This is a genomic window from Enterococcus sp. FZMF (assembly GCF_030263915.1).
GTDB classification, from domain to species: domain Bacteria; phylum Bacillota; class Bacilli; order Lactobacillales; family Enterococcaceae; genus Enterococcus_D; species Enterococcus_D casseliflavus.
This window is the reverse complement of the sequence record NZ_CP127160.1, coordinates 764,549-781,091: the sequence shown is the minus strand read 5'-3', so window position 1 is coordinate 781,091 and position 16,543 is coordinate 764,549. Positions and strand designations below refer to the sequence as shown.

Annotated in this window: 16 protein-coding genes and 3 pseudogenes; 1 reads left to right on the top strand and 18 read right to left on the bottom strand. The window is 36.5% G+C overall.

The window, feature by feature from the left end:
* The first annotated feature begins 49 nt into the window (after positions 1–49).
* The gene (locus QN079_RS03805) at positions 50–1,240 is read left to right on the top strand and encodes an IS256-like element ISLgar5 family transposase (protein ID WP_289230399.1); all 1,191 of its coding nucleotides are present in this window, start codon (positions 50–52) and stop codon (positions 1,238–1,240) included.
* A gap of 86 nt (positions 1,241–1,326) precedes the next feature.
* On the opposite strand, the gene QN079_RS03800 is transcribed toward QN079_RS03805, so the two are convergent.
* The 18 genes and pseudogenes from QN079_RS03800 to QN079_RS03715 all read right to left on the bottom strand — a co-directional run bounded on the left by QN079_RS03800 (position 1,327) and on the right by QN079_RS03715 (position 16,512).
* On the bottom strand, positions 1,327–2,190 hold the full coding sequence (locus tag QN079_RS03800; protein WP_002294505.1) for an aminoglycoside nucleotidyltransferase ANT(6)-Ia: 864 nt from the start codon (positions 2,188–2,190) through the stop codon (positions 1,327–1,329).
* 32 nt (positions 2,191–2,222) lie between these two features.
* A complete protein-coding gene (locus tag QN079_RS03795) occupies positions 2,223–2,957 on the bottom strand; it encodes a class I SAM-dependent methyltransferase (protein WP_000662263.1) in 735 nt (244 codons plus the stop codon).
* Positions 2,938–3,807 carry a nucleotidyltransferase domain-containing protein gene (locus QN079_RS03790; RefSeq protein ID WP_000233000.1) on the bottom strand — a complete coding sequence of 290 codons (870 nt, stop codon included), beginning with the start codon at positions 3,805–3,807 and terminating at the stop codon, positions 2,938–2,940. Before QN079_RS03790 ends, QN079_RS03795 begins: the two co-directional genes overlap by 20 nt.
* Positions 3,808–3,821: 14 nt before the next feature.
* Entirely contained in the window at positions 3,822–4,046 is a 225-nt protein-coding gene (locus QN079_RS03785) for a helix-turn-helix domain-containing protein (protein ID WP_000205227.1), read from the bottom strand.
* A gap of 142 nt (positions 4,047–4,188) precedes the next feature.
* Positions 4,189–4,857, bottom strand: a complete 669-nt coding sequence (locus QN079_RS03780) for a recombinase zinc ribbon domain-containing protein (protein ID WP_445971464.1) — start codon at positions 4,855–4,857, stop codon at positions 4,189–4,191.
* A 778-nt stretch (positions 4,858–5,635) separates the two neighbouring features.
* Positions 5,636–6,388 carry a hypothetical protein gene (locus QN079_RS03775; protein WP_289230398.1) on the bottom strand — a complete coding sequence of 251 codons (753 nt, stop codon included), beginning with the start codon at positions 6,386–6,388 and terminating at the stop codon, positions 5,636–5,638.
* 315 nt (positions 6,389–6,703) lie between these two features.
* Positions 6,704–7,151, bottom strand: a pseudogene (locus tag QN079_RS03770) (CatB-related O-acetyltransferase); the annotation flags it as partial.
* A 33-nt stretch (positions 7,152–7,184) separates the two neighbouring features.
* Complete coding sequence (locus QN079_RS03765; RefSeq protein ID WP_289230397.1) at positions 7,185–7,718, bottom strand: GrpB family protein; 534 nt, start codon at positions 7,716–7,718, stop codon at positions 7,185–7,187.
* 124 nt (positions 7,719–7,842) lie between these two features.
* Positions 7,843–9,306 carry an ABC-F type ribosomal protection protein Msr(D) gene (gene msr(D) / locus QN079_RS03760; protein ID WP_193809671.1) on the bottom strand — a complete coding sequence of 488 codons (1,464 nt, stop codon included), beginning with the start codon at positions 9,304–9,306 and terminating at the stop codon, positions 7,843–7,845.
* A 119-nt stretch (positions 9,307–9,425) separates the two neighbouring features.
* On the bottom strand, positions 9,426–10,643 hold the full coding sequence (gene mef(A) / locus QN079_RS03755; protein ID WP_289230396.1) for a macrolide efflux MFS transporter Mef(A): 1,218 nt from the start codon (positions 10,641–10,643) through the stop codon (positions 9,426–9,428).
* 385 nt (positions 10,644–11,028) lie between these two features.
* Positions 11,029–11,115: pseudogene (locus tag QN079_RS16660) on the bottom strand (site-specific recombinase); the annotation flags it as partial.
* 288 nt (positions 11,116–11,403) lie between these two features.
* Positions 11,404–11,582: pseudogene (locus tag QN079_RS03745) on the bottom strand (YdbC family protein).
* A gap of 424 nt (positions 11,583–12,006) precedes the next feature.
* Positions 12,007–12,885 carry an AraC family transcriptional regulator gene (locus QN079_RS03740; protein ID WP_128470135.1) on the bottom strand — a complete coding sequence of 293 codons (879 nt, stop codon included), beginning with the start codon at positions 12,883–12,885 and terminating at the stop codon, positions 12,007–12,009.
* A 138-nt stretch (positions 12,886–13,023) separates the two neighbouring features.
* The gene (locus QN079_RS03735) at positions 13,024–13,518 is read right to left on the bottom strand and encodes a nucleotidyltransferase domain-containing protein (RefSeq protein ID WP_128470136.1); all 495 of its coding nucleotides are present in this window, start codon (positions 13,516–13,518) and stop codon (positions 13,024–13,026) included.
* 295 nt (positions 13,519–13,813) lie between these two features.
* The gene (locus QN079_RS03730) at positions 13,814–14,260 is read right to left on the bottom strand and encodes an aminoglycoside 6'-N-acetyltransferase AAC(6')-E526 (RefSeq protein ID WP_128470137.1); all 447 of its coding nucleotides are present in this window, start codon (positions 14,258–14,260) and stop codon (positions 13,814–13,816) included.
* A 189-nt stretch (positions 14,261–14,449) separates the two neighbouring features.
* On the bottom strand, positions 14,450–15,142 hold the full coding sequence (locus QN079_RS03725) for an MBL fold metallo-hydrolase (RefSeq protein ID WP_067424365.1): 693 nt from the start codon (positions 15,140–15,142) through the stop codon (positions 14,450–14,452).
* Positions 15,133–15,522, bottom strand: coding sequence for a cytidine deaminase family protein (locus tag QN079_RS03720; RefSeq protein WP_001041171.1), 390 nt, complete (start codon positions 15,520–15,522; stop codon positions 15,133–15,135). The genes QN079_RS03725 and QN079_RS03720 overlap by 10 nt, the downstream gene beginning before the upstream one ends.
* A gap of 45 nt (positions 15,523–15,567) precedes the next feature.
* Positions 15,568–16,512 carry an aminoglycoside phosphotransferase family protein gene (locus QN079_RS03715; RefSeq protein WP_083204127.1) on the bottom strand — a complete coding sequence of 315 codons (945 nt, stop codon included), beginning with the start codon at positions 16,510–16,512 and terminating at the stop codon, positions 15,568–15,570.
* Positions 16,513–16,543 lie beyond the last annotated feature (31 nt).

Sequence of the window (16,543 nt, the reverse complement as noted above, 5' to 3'; positions counted from 1 at the left end):
CTGTAGAATAGAGTTACCACAACACATTCACAGAAGAGAGGACTTCCCTATGAACGATTTTACTACAGAAATTCTAAAGACTCTAGCGAACAAAGGCGATTTGAATGAATTATTCCGTGTCCATTTGGAGAAAGCAGTCAATACGCTTCTCAAAACGGAGTTAACGGCTTTCCTAGATTACGAAAAGTATGATCGCATTGGTTTTAACACGGGTAATTCTCGTAACGGCTCCTATGACCGTACGGTCAAGACCGAGTATGGGGAACTTTATCTCCAGATTCCGCGCGACCGCAATGGTGAGTTCAAGCAACAGACTGTTCCTGCTTATAGACGGACGAATGACACGTTAGAGGAGACCGTCATTCACCTCTTCCGAAAAGGTATTACCATGTCGGAAATCGCAGACTTGATTGAGAAAATGTATGGGCATTACTACACGCCCCAAACCATGTCCAATATAACAAAATCATTTACAGAAGAGGTAACGGCGTTTAAAGGGCGGGAGCTTCATGACCGTTATGCTGCTATTTATATGGACGCAACGTATATTCCGTTAAAGCGGAAAACCGTCGCCAAGGAAGCTATTCATATCGCAGTTGGCATTCGCCCGGACGGATCAAAGGAAGTATTGAGCTATGCGATTGCACCGACTGAATCTATCACGATTTGGGAGGAAATTTTATTGGACCTTCAAGAGCGCGGTTTGAAAAATGTCCTCCTGTTCATCACGGATGGCTTAAAGGGGATGGTAGGAGCGATTAGTCGGTTCTATCCCAAAGCTCGTTTTCAACATTGTTGTGTACACGTTTCCCGTAATATCAGTCACAAAGTGCGTGTCGATGATCGTAAGGAAGTCTGTGATGATTTTAAAATGGTGTATCAAGCCTCATCTAAAGAGGTGGCGTTGGAAGCACGTGGTGCTTTTGCGGAAAAATGGAAAACCAGCTATCCAAAAGTGGTTGAATCGATTCTTTCGAACGATCACTTGCTCACTTTCTATGATTTCCCCTTGGCCATACGCAAGAGTATTTATTCTACGAACTTGATTGAATCCTTTAATAAGCAAATCAAGAAATACAGCCACCGCAAGGAACAGTTCCAAAACGAAGAGTCGATGGAACGTTTCTTAGTCTCGTCTTTTGATACTTACAACCAAAAATTCCTAGGTCGCAGTCATAAAGGCTTTCAACAGGCCGAAGGCGAACTTGAACAAATGCTAAGCCAACTGATTGAGAATTAGAAACAATCTGCAGTAGGGAAGAATCATTTACACAAAATTATTGACGCTCCCACCCCTTGCTTATGGTTAATAATCTTTGCTAATCTTTAAAAATAGTCATTTTCAACATATTTTTTATACATGTCCTCGGTATATCTTGTTATGTTCTTACCATACTCTGGATAATCAAACCCCAGTAGTTCTGCTACCTCTTTGGACACTTCCCTGAACAATTGGTGGCATATAAATAATGACTTCCAAATATTTTCATAGGAATCCATGCGATATGTAGATAATAATCTATTCCATAGATCTTCATCAATGTATTTGTTAATATACTTATAATTTTTCCCAACACTTAATGAAAATTCTGTCTTTATCCCAACCTTCCACGACATCATCCTAAGTAGTTCAAACCGTAGAATCTGGTTCAGATGATCGATTGCAAACAGTATCTCTTTGCGGCACAATCCTTTAATAACATAAGGTGTTACATTCCAAAATTCATTGCAGCAATCATCATACTCCCTTGCGCTTGGCTTTCTTACATGATAATCTATATCAGTCGGAACTATGTCCCTTTTAATTCTACAATCTTTATCAATTAGAACCTTTATTAATTTATCGCCCTTTAGGTAATTATCTAACTCTTCCAAGGGCAATAAGGTAAGATCAATTTTATTGTAATCATCAAATAGCATAAGATAGGAAAATCCCTTTTCTTCAGGTGGGAATAATTCCATATCCTCCGGCTTTTGCATCATTATTATATTCCCAAATTGATTAAGCCAGTCATCATTAGATATAAACGGTTCTATATCACTTACAAAATATGTAATATCATAATCCTGAAATTCATCTTTAGGTATATTAATATTTGCGCGTGACCCCTCAAGGGTCACAATTCGAATACGTTCATCCTGTTCTGCTAAAGAAAGTACTAAATCCATCATTTCTTTTTCTGATCTCATTTACATACTCCTCGTTTATTTTTTCTATATTATTACATCTTCTTTTTTGCCGATACAATCAGCATCATTGGGCGTCGCATTTCATCCGCCATCCCCGGAATATCCATCATGTTCTCTGGCGGCTGTGGCTCCACAATCTGATTTATTATAAAACTATTTGAAAGCAGTGTATTTAGATATGTGGTCAGTGTTCTATGATATTTTGTAACCTTTTCTTCCAAAAACATAGCTGTCCGTTTGCCCTCATAATAATAATTGTCCACCGGGAAATGCAGTATTTCTCCTTTTTCGTTATAATACCAGTCTTGTGTTCCATGAGCAGTAAAAACAGGATGTTCAACTGTAAAAACTAAATTGCCACCAGCCTTCAGCATCCTATATATCTTTTTTATTAAATTCTCATAGTCTGCTACATAATGAAACGCAAGCGAACTTAGTATTACATCAAAGCTCTCCTCTGGGAAATCCACATCTTCTATGGCACAGCATTCATATTCAATCTGTGGAAAATGGGTTTTTCCTTTTGCTACTTCGAGCATTTTATGAGAAATATCAACACCTACTACAGAGGAAGCACCGTTTTCCATCGCATATATACAGTGCCATCCATAGCCGCATCCTAAATCAAGCACACGCTTACCCTTAAAATCAGGTAGCATCTTTTTCAAAGTCTCCCATTCTCCCGCACCAGCCAGTCCTTTCTGCGAGCGACTCATTTGACTGTATTTTTGAAAAAATATATTATCATCATATTTGTTTTCTTTCATCTGAACTCTCCTCGTTTAAAAAGTTATTTATCTCCGATACAATTTCATTCACTTCTTTATAAAGTTTCTCGGTCATATCGTAGCATTCAAAAAGAGAAAGACCGAGTACTTCAAAAATATGATTAACTCTTTCGGCATATTTTTCAGGTTTATATTCAAAAGTTTCAAGCAGTTTTATAGCTTTCTTTTCGTTAATGCAATAAGCATTATTACATGCAAATAGTACTTGATTTAAGCATGAAATAATACGAAAAACATGGCCTGCAATATAATATTTATCCTCTACCCCCGCATTTGCTTTTACAAACATTAAAGAGAATTCAGCTTCAAATATAAAAAAGTTCATCAAGCTTTTCTTTAGAGCAGTAGGGTAAATTTCTGCCTGCTTTTTTAATTCGCATAAGCTTTCGTTCTTAGCATATAGTATTTTACTAATCGCTAATTCTCCACGATACATTGCACTTATATAACCATGGGGATGCCCGGTCTGATAATTGGCAGTAACAATTCCTTGCTCCGTATCTTTGATTATTTGTTCTACCCGTTTTATATCACGTAAAATCAAGTCAACATGATACCCATTTATAAATAACCATCCGCCGCCATTAATCCAATCACCCCACGCTCCGGGAGGCACAACAAGGTTGTTTCTATTTTTATCATCCAATTCTGTAGCAATTTGATTAATCGCTGTCAGGTCAAATGAGTCTGAATTGTAATAGATTCCGATATCTATATCAGAATTTTCTGTATGGGTGCCTCTTGCACGTGAGCCCCCTAATACGATGCCTTCTATAAAAGGCAAAGATGATAATTTCTCTGTTACTATTTGAATAACATTACCTACCATATAAACATCCTCCTTTATTCGTTAGATATTTTTATTTCTTCTCCATCTGGTAAAATAAATGCCTGCACAAACTTGACACCTAGCACATCAGCAATGGCCTTCAACTCATCCAAGGTTACTGTTTCTCGTTGTAATTTTTTATTGAAATTCTGTGGAGTCTGGCCAATACGTCTAGCAAGTTCGGAAACACTTATATTCATTTGCTCACACAGTTCTTTAATCATTTCTGCCGTAGTCATACAGCACCTCCAAGTTTACGCTAAGAATATTATAAACCATTTGGTTGATAAACACAATAGTTATTAAAATATTATTATAATCAGCAAGCAAAAGAAAACCCACAACTCTACTGTAGAGTCATGGGCTATTTACTTCTGGTTTTCATATTTCCATTTCGATGCCAGATTTGAAGGCTATGACGAAGTGGCCTTCATAGACTGTAACGCTCTGGATTATCTTCCTTACAAGCTTATCATCATATTCTAAGGTGCGGAATTTGTTCTTGCGGATAAATTCAATCAGCTCATTGATTCGCTCGTTCTCGCCACTGAGGGAGGCATCTTCTACTAAAAGGATCTGTCGCTTGTCTCTCAGCTCATCAATCTCATCTGCTAAGTGGTCATAGTCTTGACCCTTGTTCGCCAGCTTGATTAGTTCTTTTTGTTTTTCCTCTAGTGAGTTGTTAATCTCTGAAATTTGGTATTCTGTGGTTTCGCCAATCACAGCATGAATATTCTCTTCCAGTGTCTTTATCATATTGTTCCCACCTGCAAGTAGCTTATTAATCGCAGTCATTACTGCACCATAAAGTTCATCTTCTTTTACGGTTCGGTTCTTACAAACTTCAGGACCTTGCTCGATTCTAGTCACGCATCGCCAGACAAATTCTTTTCTTCCGTGGATATTCCAATAGACCCGTCTATAAATATCGCCACAATCTCCACAGAAGGTGATGGCACTTAAAGCGTACTTGCTACTATAAATTCGTTTGTTCTTGCTTGCTCCTGTGTAGATATTGCTTCTCCGATAAATTTCTTCTTGAGGCTGCAAAAATAACTCTTTAGAAATAATCGCTTCATGGCTATTTTCAACATAATACTGGGGAAAATGAGATTAACTACAGTCTCACTTACTGGCTAGTGACAGTAAGCAGACACACTCAACGTTTAGTACTCAGGCGATTTAGGGATCAAGTCAACAAACACTAAAAACTATTGATTGCATAGGATTTTTAAGCATCTCCTAACAACCCAACATCTAATCTATCACTTCATTTAAGTAGGGTATTTTAGTTTCGCTGTTAAAATCAAGCCTATTTTTATCTGTGGATGTAAATCCTACTAATATCCGATTCTCCACTCCCTTAAGCCATGCAAAGAAATTCTAAACCATATTTGCACCAAAAAGAGATTAACCACTAGCGGATCGAAGAAAAACACCTTGTCTCAGCTACGTCAAAAGATGAAATGTGAGTGACGCTAGATTCGTGCTTCAGCAATTCTAGGATCGAAGCGGTCTCGCAGCCCCTCACACAAGGCGGTTTTCCATAGGATAGCGCGAGATTCAATCACCACTATTTGCCAAAGAGCCCAAAAAACCGCTAGCCAAAAATCGGCTACCGGTTCTAAAAATGATGTTTATCCTTGTCGAGTCTAACAACTCGTCAGGACGAACAATGATTATTTTCTTGTTAACAGACATACTGCTTCCACATGTTTTGAGATGAGGGGATAGCTGTCAAAGGGGAATTCCCATTTTCCTTTTTTACTGAATTCTCTATGAGGGAAGATATCCACTGAGGGTTTTCGTATGCGGGAACATATCAACACTAATAGCCAATAACTTCAGAAGATATAGTCTCAATTAAATCCTTATTAATCAGTTTCATATCTAAAGTATATACTATATTAAGTCTTGGATTATAAATTCCTAGTTTTTTAATATTTTCAAATTCTTTATGAATCGATTTTTTGCCCATAATACTGTAAATTAAAAGTTGCAAGGTATGATCTTTAGTCGGTTTACTTTTTGAAACTTTAAAATCCCACAATGTCTCGGTTGTTAAGAAATCACCATCTCCAGTATTAATCGTGTTTGTGTATCCATCTTCAAATGTAAAACCATCCAAAATTATTGGACCAAATAGTTCTATAAAACTTAAACTTCTTTCCACCATAATTTTAATATTCTCAATTGTTGACTTATCTGGAAGTATTTCTTCTACTGGTCTATAACCCATAACGCCTGCTCTATAACAAACATCATAACCAACTAATTTACATGCACTAATAATTGAATTATCATCTAAACCTTTAATCGTGTTTAAAAGATTATTTGCGTTTGATAGTTGATTTATGATATTTGCACCCATTAAAGATATTCTGAAAGAATCTTCAACTTTTGTTCCATTCATAAATCTTGTTAAATAATCAACAGCAAGACCAATTAGACTAGCATGTATATTTTCTGTATCATTCAAATTATTAAGGGAATCCATCTTAACAATTGTAAACATATTAGGATTGATGTACCCACCTCTAGGTTGCTTAATTTGCTTAATCCTCTGTGTAACTGAAGCCATTTAATTATCCTCCTTTTAATTTTTTTATATTCTGTTTTCACTTATAAGCATTTTATGATTTTATCCCACAAATAACAGTAAGAACATTGATGCCTTATATATCAAGCCTTTTATAACCCTTCCCTACTTCTTCCTTGACATCAAGACTACCGTCTCAACATGTTTTGAGATGAGTGGATAGCTGTCAAAGGACAATTTCCATTTTCCTTTTTTACTGAATTCTCTTTGAGGGAACATATCCACTGCGGGCTTGCGTATGTGGGAAGATATCGAAATTCTCTATTGCTGTTAAAGAAAAAAGATTCTAACAAGGACTACTGTTGAGTTAGCAGTAATAATTGCACCTTCTCCATTTTTAACACCCGGCATTATGATTACATTTTGACCTATCCACACATCATTGCCAATCACTGTGTCACCCTGAAAAGGAAGTTGTTCTATTGCAGGGGTTACTTTTTCCCATCCACCGGTAGAGATATTAAAGGGGATAGGTTGTAATTTCATACATCCTATGAGTTGCTCCATTCATGATAAACCTAACACCCTCTGCAATAGCGCAAAATTTACCGATGATTAGCTTATCTCCAAGAAATTCATAGTGGTGCTCTATATTATTGTAAAATTCCTCAGGAGACTTTTTCATCATCACTATAGTAAGTGTATTCACCAATCTCTACATTGGGTTTTTCGATAGGTTACTTATAGAAAAAACCGTTTTGATATTTTTATTTGGGTATAATTTTTTCTTATCTGATCCTAACATAGGATATAACTCACTCTCATATTTTTATATATTTTATTGTGTTTTATATGATTTATTATTTTGATACCACAGCAAAGCATCCTTTTCTAGTTGCTTTACAAATGCATTCTTACCAGCGCAGTAGCCTTCAATATCCTCCGGGAACCGATTAGCCAGTTTCATCTTTAATTTACCATACTCTAAAGCGATGTCAGGATGTGTACGCAGAAAGTTCCTTACTGCTATGTGCCTAGTAATATTTTTGTGACTGTTTTGCTCAAATATATGAATTTGGTGTGTCCTGTTATCGCCACCTTTACGGAAATATCTCCGCCCTTTAATACCAAACTCACCCATACACTCATACCCACTGGCTACAAATTCTTCGTTATGCTTATCAACCAAACTAATATTTGTCACTACGGGCATTATATCTATGATTGGTTTAGCATGTAACCCCTTAACTGCTGTACTGCCAATATGGTAAATCTCCACCAATATATCCTTCAATATGTTACTTATCTTCTGTGATTCATTTTCATACTCTACTTCCCAAAAGGGGTCGTACGGAACAACTCGTATAAACAATAATAACCCTCCAATCTCTTTCTCAACAAATAACGTTACGACATTATTAGAAAAAGTCTTTATACTCTTTAACAATGGAGTCGCCAGCCAGAATAGACTATATTGACCAGCGACTACCTTAAATTTAATGTTTCAGATTTATTTTCTTATCACTAATTTCATAAACCACATCAGCCACATTATCGAGTAGCCGTTTGTCATGGGTGATAAACACTATAGTTCCAGAATACTCCTTCATTAATATTTCCAAAGCCTCTAAGCTTGGTATGTCAAGGAAGTTGCTGGGTTCATCCATTAGTAGGATGTTATATCTACCCATAAGCATTTTAGCTAACAATAATTTCATAATTTCACCACCGCTTAAAACAGCCAAGCTTTTTCCTATGTCGTTTTGTTTAATTCCCATTGATGCTAACACAGAACGAATTTCTGAAACATTGTAATCACAATCCTCCTGCATAAATTCCAAGACTTTTTGATTACTGTTGTACTTGTAACCATTTTGTGCAAAGTATCCTATTTTGGCCTTAGGTGAAATAGTAATTCCATCTTCATGATTTAAGATCATTTGGATTAAGGTTGTTTTTCCTGTTCCATTACCTCCAGTTATCGCTACTTTTGCTCCTAGCGGAATTTGAAAAGATGCATTTTCAAACAGTGCCTTATCCCCAAATATTTTATTAATTTCCGCACCGACTATAGGGTATGGATTATGGAGCTCCAATGCTTTACTTTGCCTGAAACGAATTCTGCGAATGTCTTCCGGAGCTTCTACTTTTCCTAAGGCCGCAATCCTGTGCTCTAGGGATTTAGCGGCATTATGCATCTTTTTTTCCTTACTTCCTATTGATTTTTGATGAGCTAAACGCCCTCCGCCTTCAGTACTTTTTTTCTTTGAAGCACCTTTTGCCTTCTGTTCTATTTTACGAGCCTGTTTTCGCTTTTCCTCCGCAGCCCTTTCCAATCGGGCACGTTCCGCAATAAATTGTTCGTATTCTGCAGCTTGGCTCTTACGTTCTTCCTCTTTCTGACGAAGATAATCAGAATAGTTTCCCCAATACTCAGTGATTTTGCCATCTTTCAGTTCCCATATTTTATCTACTATTTCATCAAGAAAATAGCGGTCATGGCTAATAACTAACAGTGCACCTGTAAAATATTTTAGCTGTCCTATTAGAAAATCAATTCCTTCACGGTCTAAATGGCTCGTAGGTTCATCCGCTAAAATACCATGAACCTGTGCCGATAAGGCCTGTGCTATTTTAAGCCTTGTTTCTTCACCACCGCTCATGGTCTGTATATTTAATTGCTCAACACCTAGCTTGCCTACAAGTGCAAAATCTTTTTCCTCCTGCAGAGTTACTTCGTCCAACTGGGGAATATAGGCAAGTTCACCCAGACGATTCATTTTACATCCTGGGGGAATTAATTCTCCTAAAAGTACCTTGAGTAAAGTGCTTTTTCCTGCACCATTTGCTCCTACTAAACCAATACGGTCATAATCATATACTTCTAATTCATTTATATCTAAAACATCGCGTCCTTTGAATTCCACACGAATGTCTTTTGCTTTTAATATTAATTCCATAACATTTCCTCCTGTCTATAATCGCATGCTTTCATTTGCTTGTACGCAGGGAAAACCCTGCGATTTTAGCAGGAAGAATTACATGAAAATAAGATACATAAATATCCCTCCAATATTGTTTATTTTAAATCTAATTTTCTAACCTCAGTTATCATTGGGCAAACTATAGCAATGCCAATAATTAAAATACCTGATAGTAAAAACCAATGATTTACACCGATTTTATCAGCAAAGAATCCAGAAAGAATTAACCCAATTGGCATAGCAAGTGACATGATACTTCCGGTCAAAGAAAATACACGTCCTAAATATTCAGGCTTAATTTTCTCCTGAAAAAGAGCTGTTTGCACACCGCTATAAAATGGCACCGAAAGCCCCATTATTGCACAGCAAACTACAAATATTACAAATCCATTTGGAGGAAGTATTCCCGAAACGGCTAAACTGGCCCCCATTATAAAAAATGAACTAGTTATTAGTAATACACGCTTTTCGAAGCTCCCTAATCTTCCTAACAATAAGCCTCCTGCTAGCATTCCAAATGCAAAGGAAATTTCCGTAATAGAAATATGCACAGGTGTTCCATTAAAGTATTCCATGCTTATTAAAGGAAATAGTGCATTAATTGGCATATAAACAAAAGTATATAGTGTTCCTAAGAGTAATAAGGCAAACAATCCTTTGTTTTGTCTCAGAACGACAATTCCTTCTTTCATTTCTCTTATGAAATTTGGTTCCAAACTTTGCACTTGATTACCCAGCTTAGGTATACGTACAATTGCTACCGTAATAGATGCAATCACAGCACCCAATACGTCGATGGCAATAATAGCATTTAAATCCCAAACGGAGTATAAGAGTGCTGCAACTGCCGGACTAACAATATAGCTTATAGACTGCAAAGACTGACTATAGCCTGCGCATTTCGTTAGCTGTTCTTGTGGTACTAAAAGTGGTGTAACCGCATTGAGCGCTGGGGTATGAAAAGCTGTTCCAATGCTACGGATAAACAATACTATCATAACCATCCAGACAGGTAGCTCCATATAGAATGCAACAATAGCAAGCACTGCACCAGCTGCTGCGATAATTAAATCGGCACCAATCATTATCTTCTTCCTATCATGACGATCCACTAGCACACCAATGGCAGGCCCCAAAATCGCATAGGGTAAAAAACCTACTAATGAAGCCATGGACAAGACCATCGCAGATCCTGTTTTTTCTGTAAGGTAAAAAATAATCGCCATTTGCAGGATGGCACTAGTGATTAATGATACTGCTTGCCCTGCCCATATTGCATAAAATTTTCGTTTCCAATTGTTGTATTTTTCCATTTATATTATCTCCTGCATATTATTTTGCTTGAATTTCTATTTTGAATAGCATTCTAGGCAATAAAAAATGCAGGCCAAACCCCACAATGTGGCTTTTGGTCTGCATACATACAATTTGGAAACATTCATATTAAAGACATAGTTAAATAAAGGTATAGTTAAATAACCAATATCCTCACCGTAACTAATGAATGCTCAATATCGTATAAATAAGCACAACAAAAAAGCCTATCATCGGGGATAGATTCTGCTTTTTTTATTGCCAGCTTATCTTAAACGCATTGAGGCTGTCATAGTTTCGGTTCCTCCTACATCTTTGTTTATACCAATTTATAGAATAACACAACAAGATGATATGTTCAATATAAAAATTATGGAATGAGTCTCATACTTCCAATTCGATGCCAGATTTAAAGGATATGACGAAGTGTTCTTCATAGACTGTAACGCTCTGGATTATCTTCCTTACAAGCTTATCATCGTACTCTAAGGTACGGAATTTGTTCTTGCGGATAAATTCAATCAGCTCATTGATTCGCTCGTTCTCGCCACTGAGGGAGGCATCTTCTACTAAAAGGAGCTGTCGCTTATTTCGCAGTTCATCAATCTCATCTGCTATGCTTAATCATTAGACTCAGAGCATCTACAGTCTAGCTTGTAAGGGTTCTCTTCTATATAAAATGATAGGTCCTTGTATATTTCATAATAAAATAGAGCTTTTACGACATCCCTAAAAGAGTTTTTTCCCATTCCTCCAACTCTAAAGTTCCATTTCATTCAGTATCTCCCTAAGCTTTTTAAGTTCTTCTACGCTTAAGGTTACACCTTTGCCCATCTTCTCATGTTCAGGTCCCAATCTCTGATGTCATATTTAGGTTCCCTGTCATGCCAGCTGATTAAATTCAGCTCCTTTGACCAACCTTTGCGGTACCAAAACATCTCATAGTTTTGCTAAACGGTTGAACCCTTAAAGCAAAACTGCATTACCATGGGTGAGCTCAATTCAGAATCTAAACCATATTCCCTTAAAGCACACCCAAAATCTATAACTTTACCCGCCATCAAAAATAAAGAAACCCCTGAAAACACCGTAAATACGCCATTTCCAAGGGCAACTACATTTATTTTCTTGTTAACAGACATACTGCTTCCACATGTTTTGAGAGGTCTTAATAGCTGTCAAAACGGCATTTTAGTTCTATTTTTACCCACCCTCGAACTTGGGAAAATATCCACGCTCGTAAATGGAAACATATCCAATATTGGCTCTCGTTTGTGGGAAAATATCGACTTTCTCTATACCGCTGTTAAAGAAAAGGGCACTCTAACTAAGGAGCACCCTCAACCATTAACATTGATATAATTAATAGTCTTTTTTCTTTACTGGAATCCAGATTTCGCTTCGATACTTTGGATTTCCGGTATCTGGACTCTCGTTCCACAAAATTTCAGGACCTGGGGCTGCCTCATATCCTGAAGATGGAAACCACTCTGAGTATATCCTACCCCACACATTTTGAAGTGTTTCCGGAAATGGTCCAATTGATTCAAATACAGCCCAGGTACTAGCATCAATTTTTAATACATCAAAATCTGCAGTATCATTACTTGATGTTGCTACTCCAATGTAATGATCTAATTCTCCTTTCTCTTCCATTCTACCTTCTGAAAAATTAGTAGAAGCACTAATGATACCTCTTGGTTCCATATCTGAAATTGCTTTTAAATGTTTAATAACCTCCGGTGTTAAAAGTTCGGTCATTTTTGCAATCTCTGGATTGACACCTTCAAAAATAACTGGAACTCTCTTCTTAAATCCTACTAACTTAAATGACTCTTTTTCAACAATACGATAGTTCATTTCGCATCCTCCTTTAATTGATAATTGAAAGGTCATTCGAGGATAAGCTTTTAATTGTGTATTCTCACTTCTTGCCTCAGAAGGGAGAATGCCATGCAGGGAATGAAAAGCACGGGAAAATGAATCAGCCGAATTATAGCCATATTTGACGGCTACATCAATTATTCTCAAATCCCTATCTTTCAAATCTAGTACAGCCAATGTCAGTCTTCTTCTCCGAATATACTCTGATAAACTTATGCCTGCTAAGAAAGAAAACATCCGCTTAAAATGATACTCTGAACAGTAAGCAATTTTAGATACTTCACTATAATCAATTTCTTCTGTTAAGTGCTCTTCAATATATGCCAATGCATTATTCATACTTCTCAAAGAATCCATTGAACAACCTCCTTTCATCATCAATATTATCAAAGGGTGCGTTTACTCATCCGACATTCTGTGTACAGTTTAGTCGATTCTCTTTCATGTAGTTTTCTAATTTATTGAACTATTGATAGAGAAATTGGAATTTTTCAGTTACTTGTATTCACTAGGAACAGGAATATTAAATTTCTCGCACAATAGTTTTACATCATGCATATCATTTTCATCATGCTCATAGCCCAGATGAAATAATACTTGATTTTCAGCATCAATACATCTAACCATTTTATCGCCTATTTTCCCAATACCACTAAACACTTTTGGGGGATATGCTTCTCCTTCAAAAACAATGTATCCTTGTTCGTTGAATTTAAATATATGAAAATCAATTATCCTGTCTTGAGCGTCCTTCCAAATCGTGTGATTTGTAGTGGTATATGCTTCTGTAACTTCCGCAAAACCTTTTTCTTTTATTATTTCAATAAACTTTTTACTATTATTTTCTTCCACAAATAAATCAATATCGTTGTGGAGCCTTGTTTCTTCTTCTAAAAGAGCATCAACGCCCCAGCCACCATCTAACCAAATGGCAATTCCATTTTCTTCGGCGTATAAAATTATCTCAATGGCATCTTTTTTATTTACCATGCACCTTCTCCGTTCAAATTCTAATTTATCGTTACAATAGCAATGTTTTTTAGCCAACATCCAACCCGACCACACAACCTCAAAAGTTTCCGAAAAAACATCCAACCTGACCACTCGCGACCCCCGACATCTAACCCGACCACTTGCCAACGCCGACATCCAACCCGACCACTCACCGAGCTATGACATCTAATCTGACCACATGACTATCAAAAAGCGGCTTTATGGACTTGTTTCCTCAAACAGAAAAAGTACAGTCATTTGTGTTTTGTGTAGATTTGTCTTCCAGTGATTTCTAACTTTGTAGTGTGATATCCTTTTTAAAGCAAATGATACGATTGGCTTCTTGAAAGCCGAATTTCATATGAAAAACATAACTTTCTGCATTGCTAATTTCACAATCGCTGGCAAACTCAGTACAAGCATTTTCTTTAGACCACAGTTCACAGTGTTGGAGCAATTGCGTAGCAATACCCTTATTTCGATAATTCTCCATTACAAAAACACCTTCTAAATAGCCAACCGGACTGCTGTCTGTACCTTCAACATAATCATGTCGAAGCTGGCATTGTGCAAACCCGACAGGAATATCATTATCAAAATACAAAAAAAATACAGCCTCTTTATCTAAAATCAATTCTTTCATTTCCTGCCTTAGGTCATCAAATTCATTATCCGGCCATAGAAGGATTGCTAATTGCGTTATTGTATTCAAATCGGATATTATTGCTTTTCTTAACATAAGTTTTTCTCCTTATTTTTTTAGAAATAAAACAGCTTATATTACAGCCTCGACATCAATACTACCGTCTCAATGTGTTTTGAGAGGATAGAATGAATGTCATTTGAGTGTGTCCGTTCTCGGGAACATATCCACTGCGTTTTTGGGGCTATCGGTAGACGGGAACATATCAATACACCTCATGGATTATTATTTTAGAATGGATTTTAAGTAATCTAATAAATCTGATTTAGTTAGAGGCTCTGCATGACTTAAAATACAATACTTACAGTCGAAACTTTCTATCAAATTTGTTAATGACATTAATTTTTCTTTATCCATATACCCATCATTGTAGAAATCCTCGCTTGTTGAATCTCCCAAGAACAATATTTTTTCCTCAGGAATATAGATAAGCACCGTATCTTCCGAATGGGGTGAAACCGTATGAAAAATCTTTGCGGTTATTCCACCGAGATTAAGGGTAAGCTCTTTTTCAAATTGGATATCCGATAGAACGGCAATAATTCTTTTATTATCTACATATTCTCTAGCTAGGCACTCATCATCATTTATCAAAAATTTTATATATGCACTGTCAGATAGTTTGGCTCTTTCCTGTTTCAAAAACTCGTTGGTTTTATGGTGTGCAATGGACAATCCGTGAATTTTATGCATTCCAAAGGTATGGTCCCAGTGCCAATGAGTGATGACAGTAAAATCTGGCTTCTTTAGGTCCTCGATTTCTAGGGATTTATAAAATTCATCAACATGGTCTGCTGAATTTCCTGCATCAATGGCAAGTGCAATTTTATCTCCATTTAAGTATGCCAACATAGGCCGATCAGTTTCTGGTTGATGTGGATAATAAAAGACCCTGCTAGTTATCTTTTTCAGTTCCATTTGCCATCCCACCTTTCTGGTAATAAATCTTTCAGCAACACTTCTTCCATTTCAGGTAATACAATTTGGGTCTCTATATTTTGATTATCTATCTGTGCAATAAACTCTCTGCACCTTCCACATGGTGGAAGTATACTCCCATCTTCAAATACAGCGATAATCCTTTTGATTGCAGTTTCATTGTTCTTTACCATTTCAGCAATAGCTGACTGTTCAGCGCATAAGCCAATAGAACAGGGCAAGTCAATGCATATTCCTGTAAAGATGTTACCGCTATTTGTCTCCAACGCGCACGCAACATGCCCTGAAGTTCCAAAGTTCCGTAACTTTTTATGATTAATTATACTGAAAGCAATTTGATATAATTCTTGTTTATTCATTTTCTTCTCCAATATTATTTAGCTTAATAATACGTTATTCTTTTTTCAAAACACTAAGTTATTCAGTTCACCATCAAGAACTTTTATAGTTTCATTTCTTTCCTTATCCTCTTGATTGTCATATAAAAGTTGTTCAATAAACTCCCATATATCTTCTAGTTTACGTCTAATATGATAGAATAACAAAGCATCCGTATTGATTAAAAAATCTTTGTGTAATTTCAGGTATATGTTCATAAATACATCATAATATGGCTTATCAACAAAAAACATGAGATCAGCTTCTACTGGAGCCAATTTCAAGCCTTCCCAGTCAATTAGAACTAACTGCTCATCCCGTTGCATCAAGTTCCAATTATGAATATCTGTATGGCATAGGGCCATTTTAGGATTACTTCGTCTTAGAATCTCCGACAGTCCTTCAACTCTGTCAATAGATTGTTCAAGGGGTTTTATGTGTGCCCCAAGCAAGCATTTTAAGTCCATGGGAAGACTGGCGCATTCTTTACGCAATACTTGTTTTAGCTGTTTCAGAAATGGCAAGCTAAAATCTTCCCTGATAGACTTCGTATTGACAGGTATTTTATCATTATATAAATGAAGAGTTGCGATTATTTTTGCAAGCTGCTGCACCTGCTTCTCCGTCAATTCGTTGCTACCTACGGTTGTGCCATCAATATATTTGTAAAGCAAATATATTCCATTGTCATCTTCACACTTAGACTTGCCATCTTTGGTTAGCAATGGAACAGAAAGTTTTCCTTTCATATCCGTATTCTCATTCAGCCACATGGTAATTGGTACATAGGTATCAATAAGGGCTGTCAGTTTTGGTGTTGAAGCTCTACTTTTTTCGTAGACTTTTAGAAAATAGTCCTTCTCACCATCGAATACTTTATATGCAAGAGCCGACCAGCCACCTGCTTGAGCGGTAATATTGATACAATTTATACTATATTGTTTTTCTAATATATTATTAAACCTAATCATATCCTCTCCTCAGTAATATAAAAAGTATGTT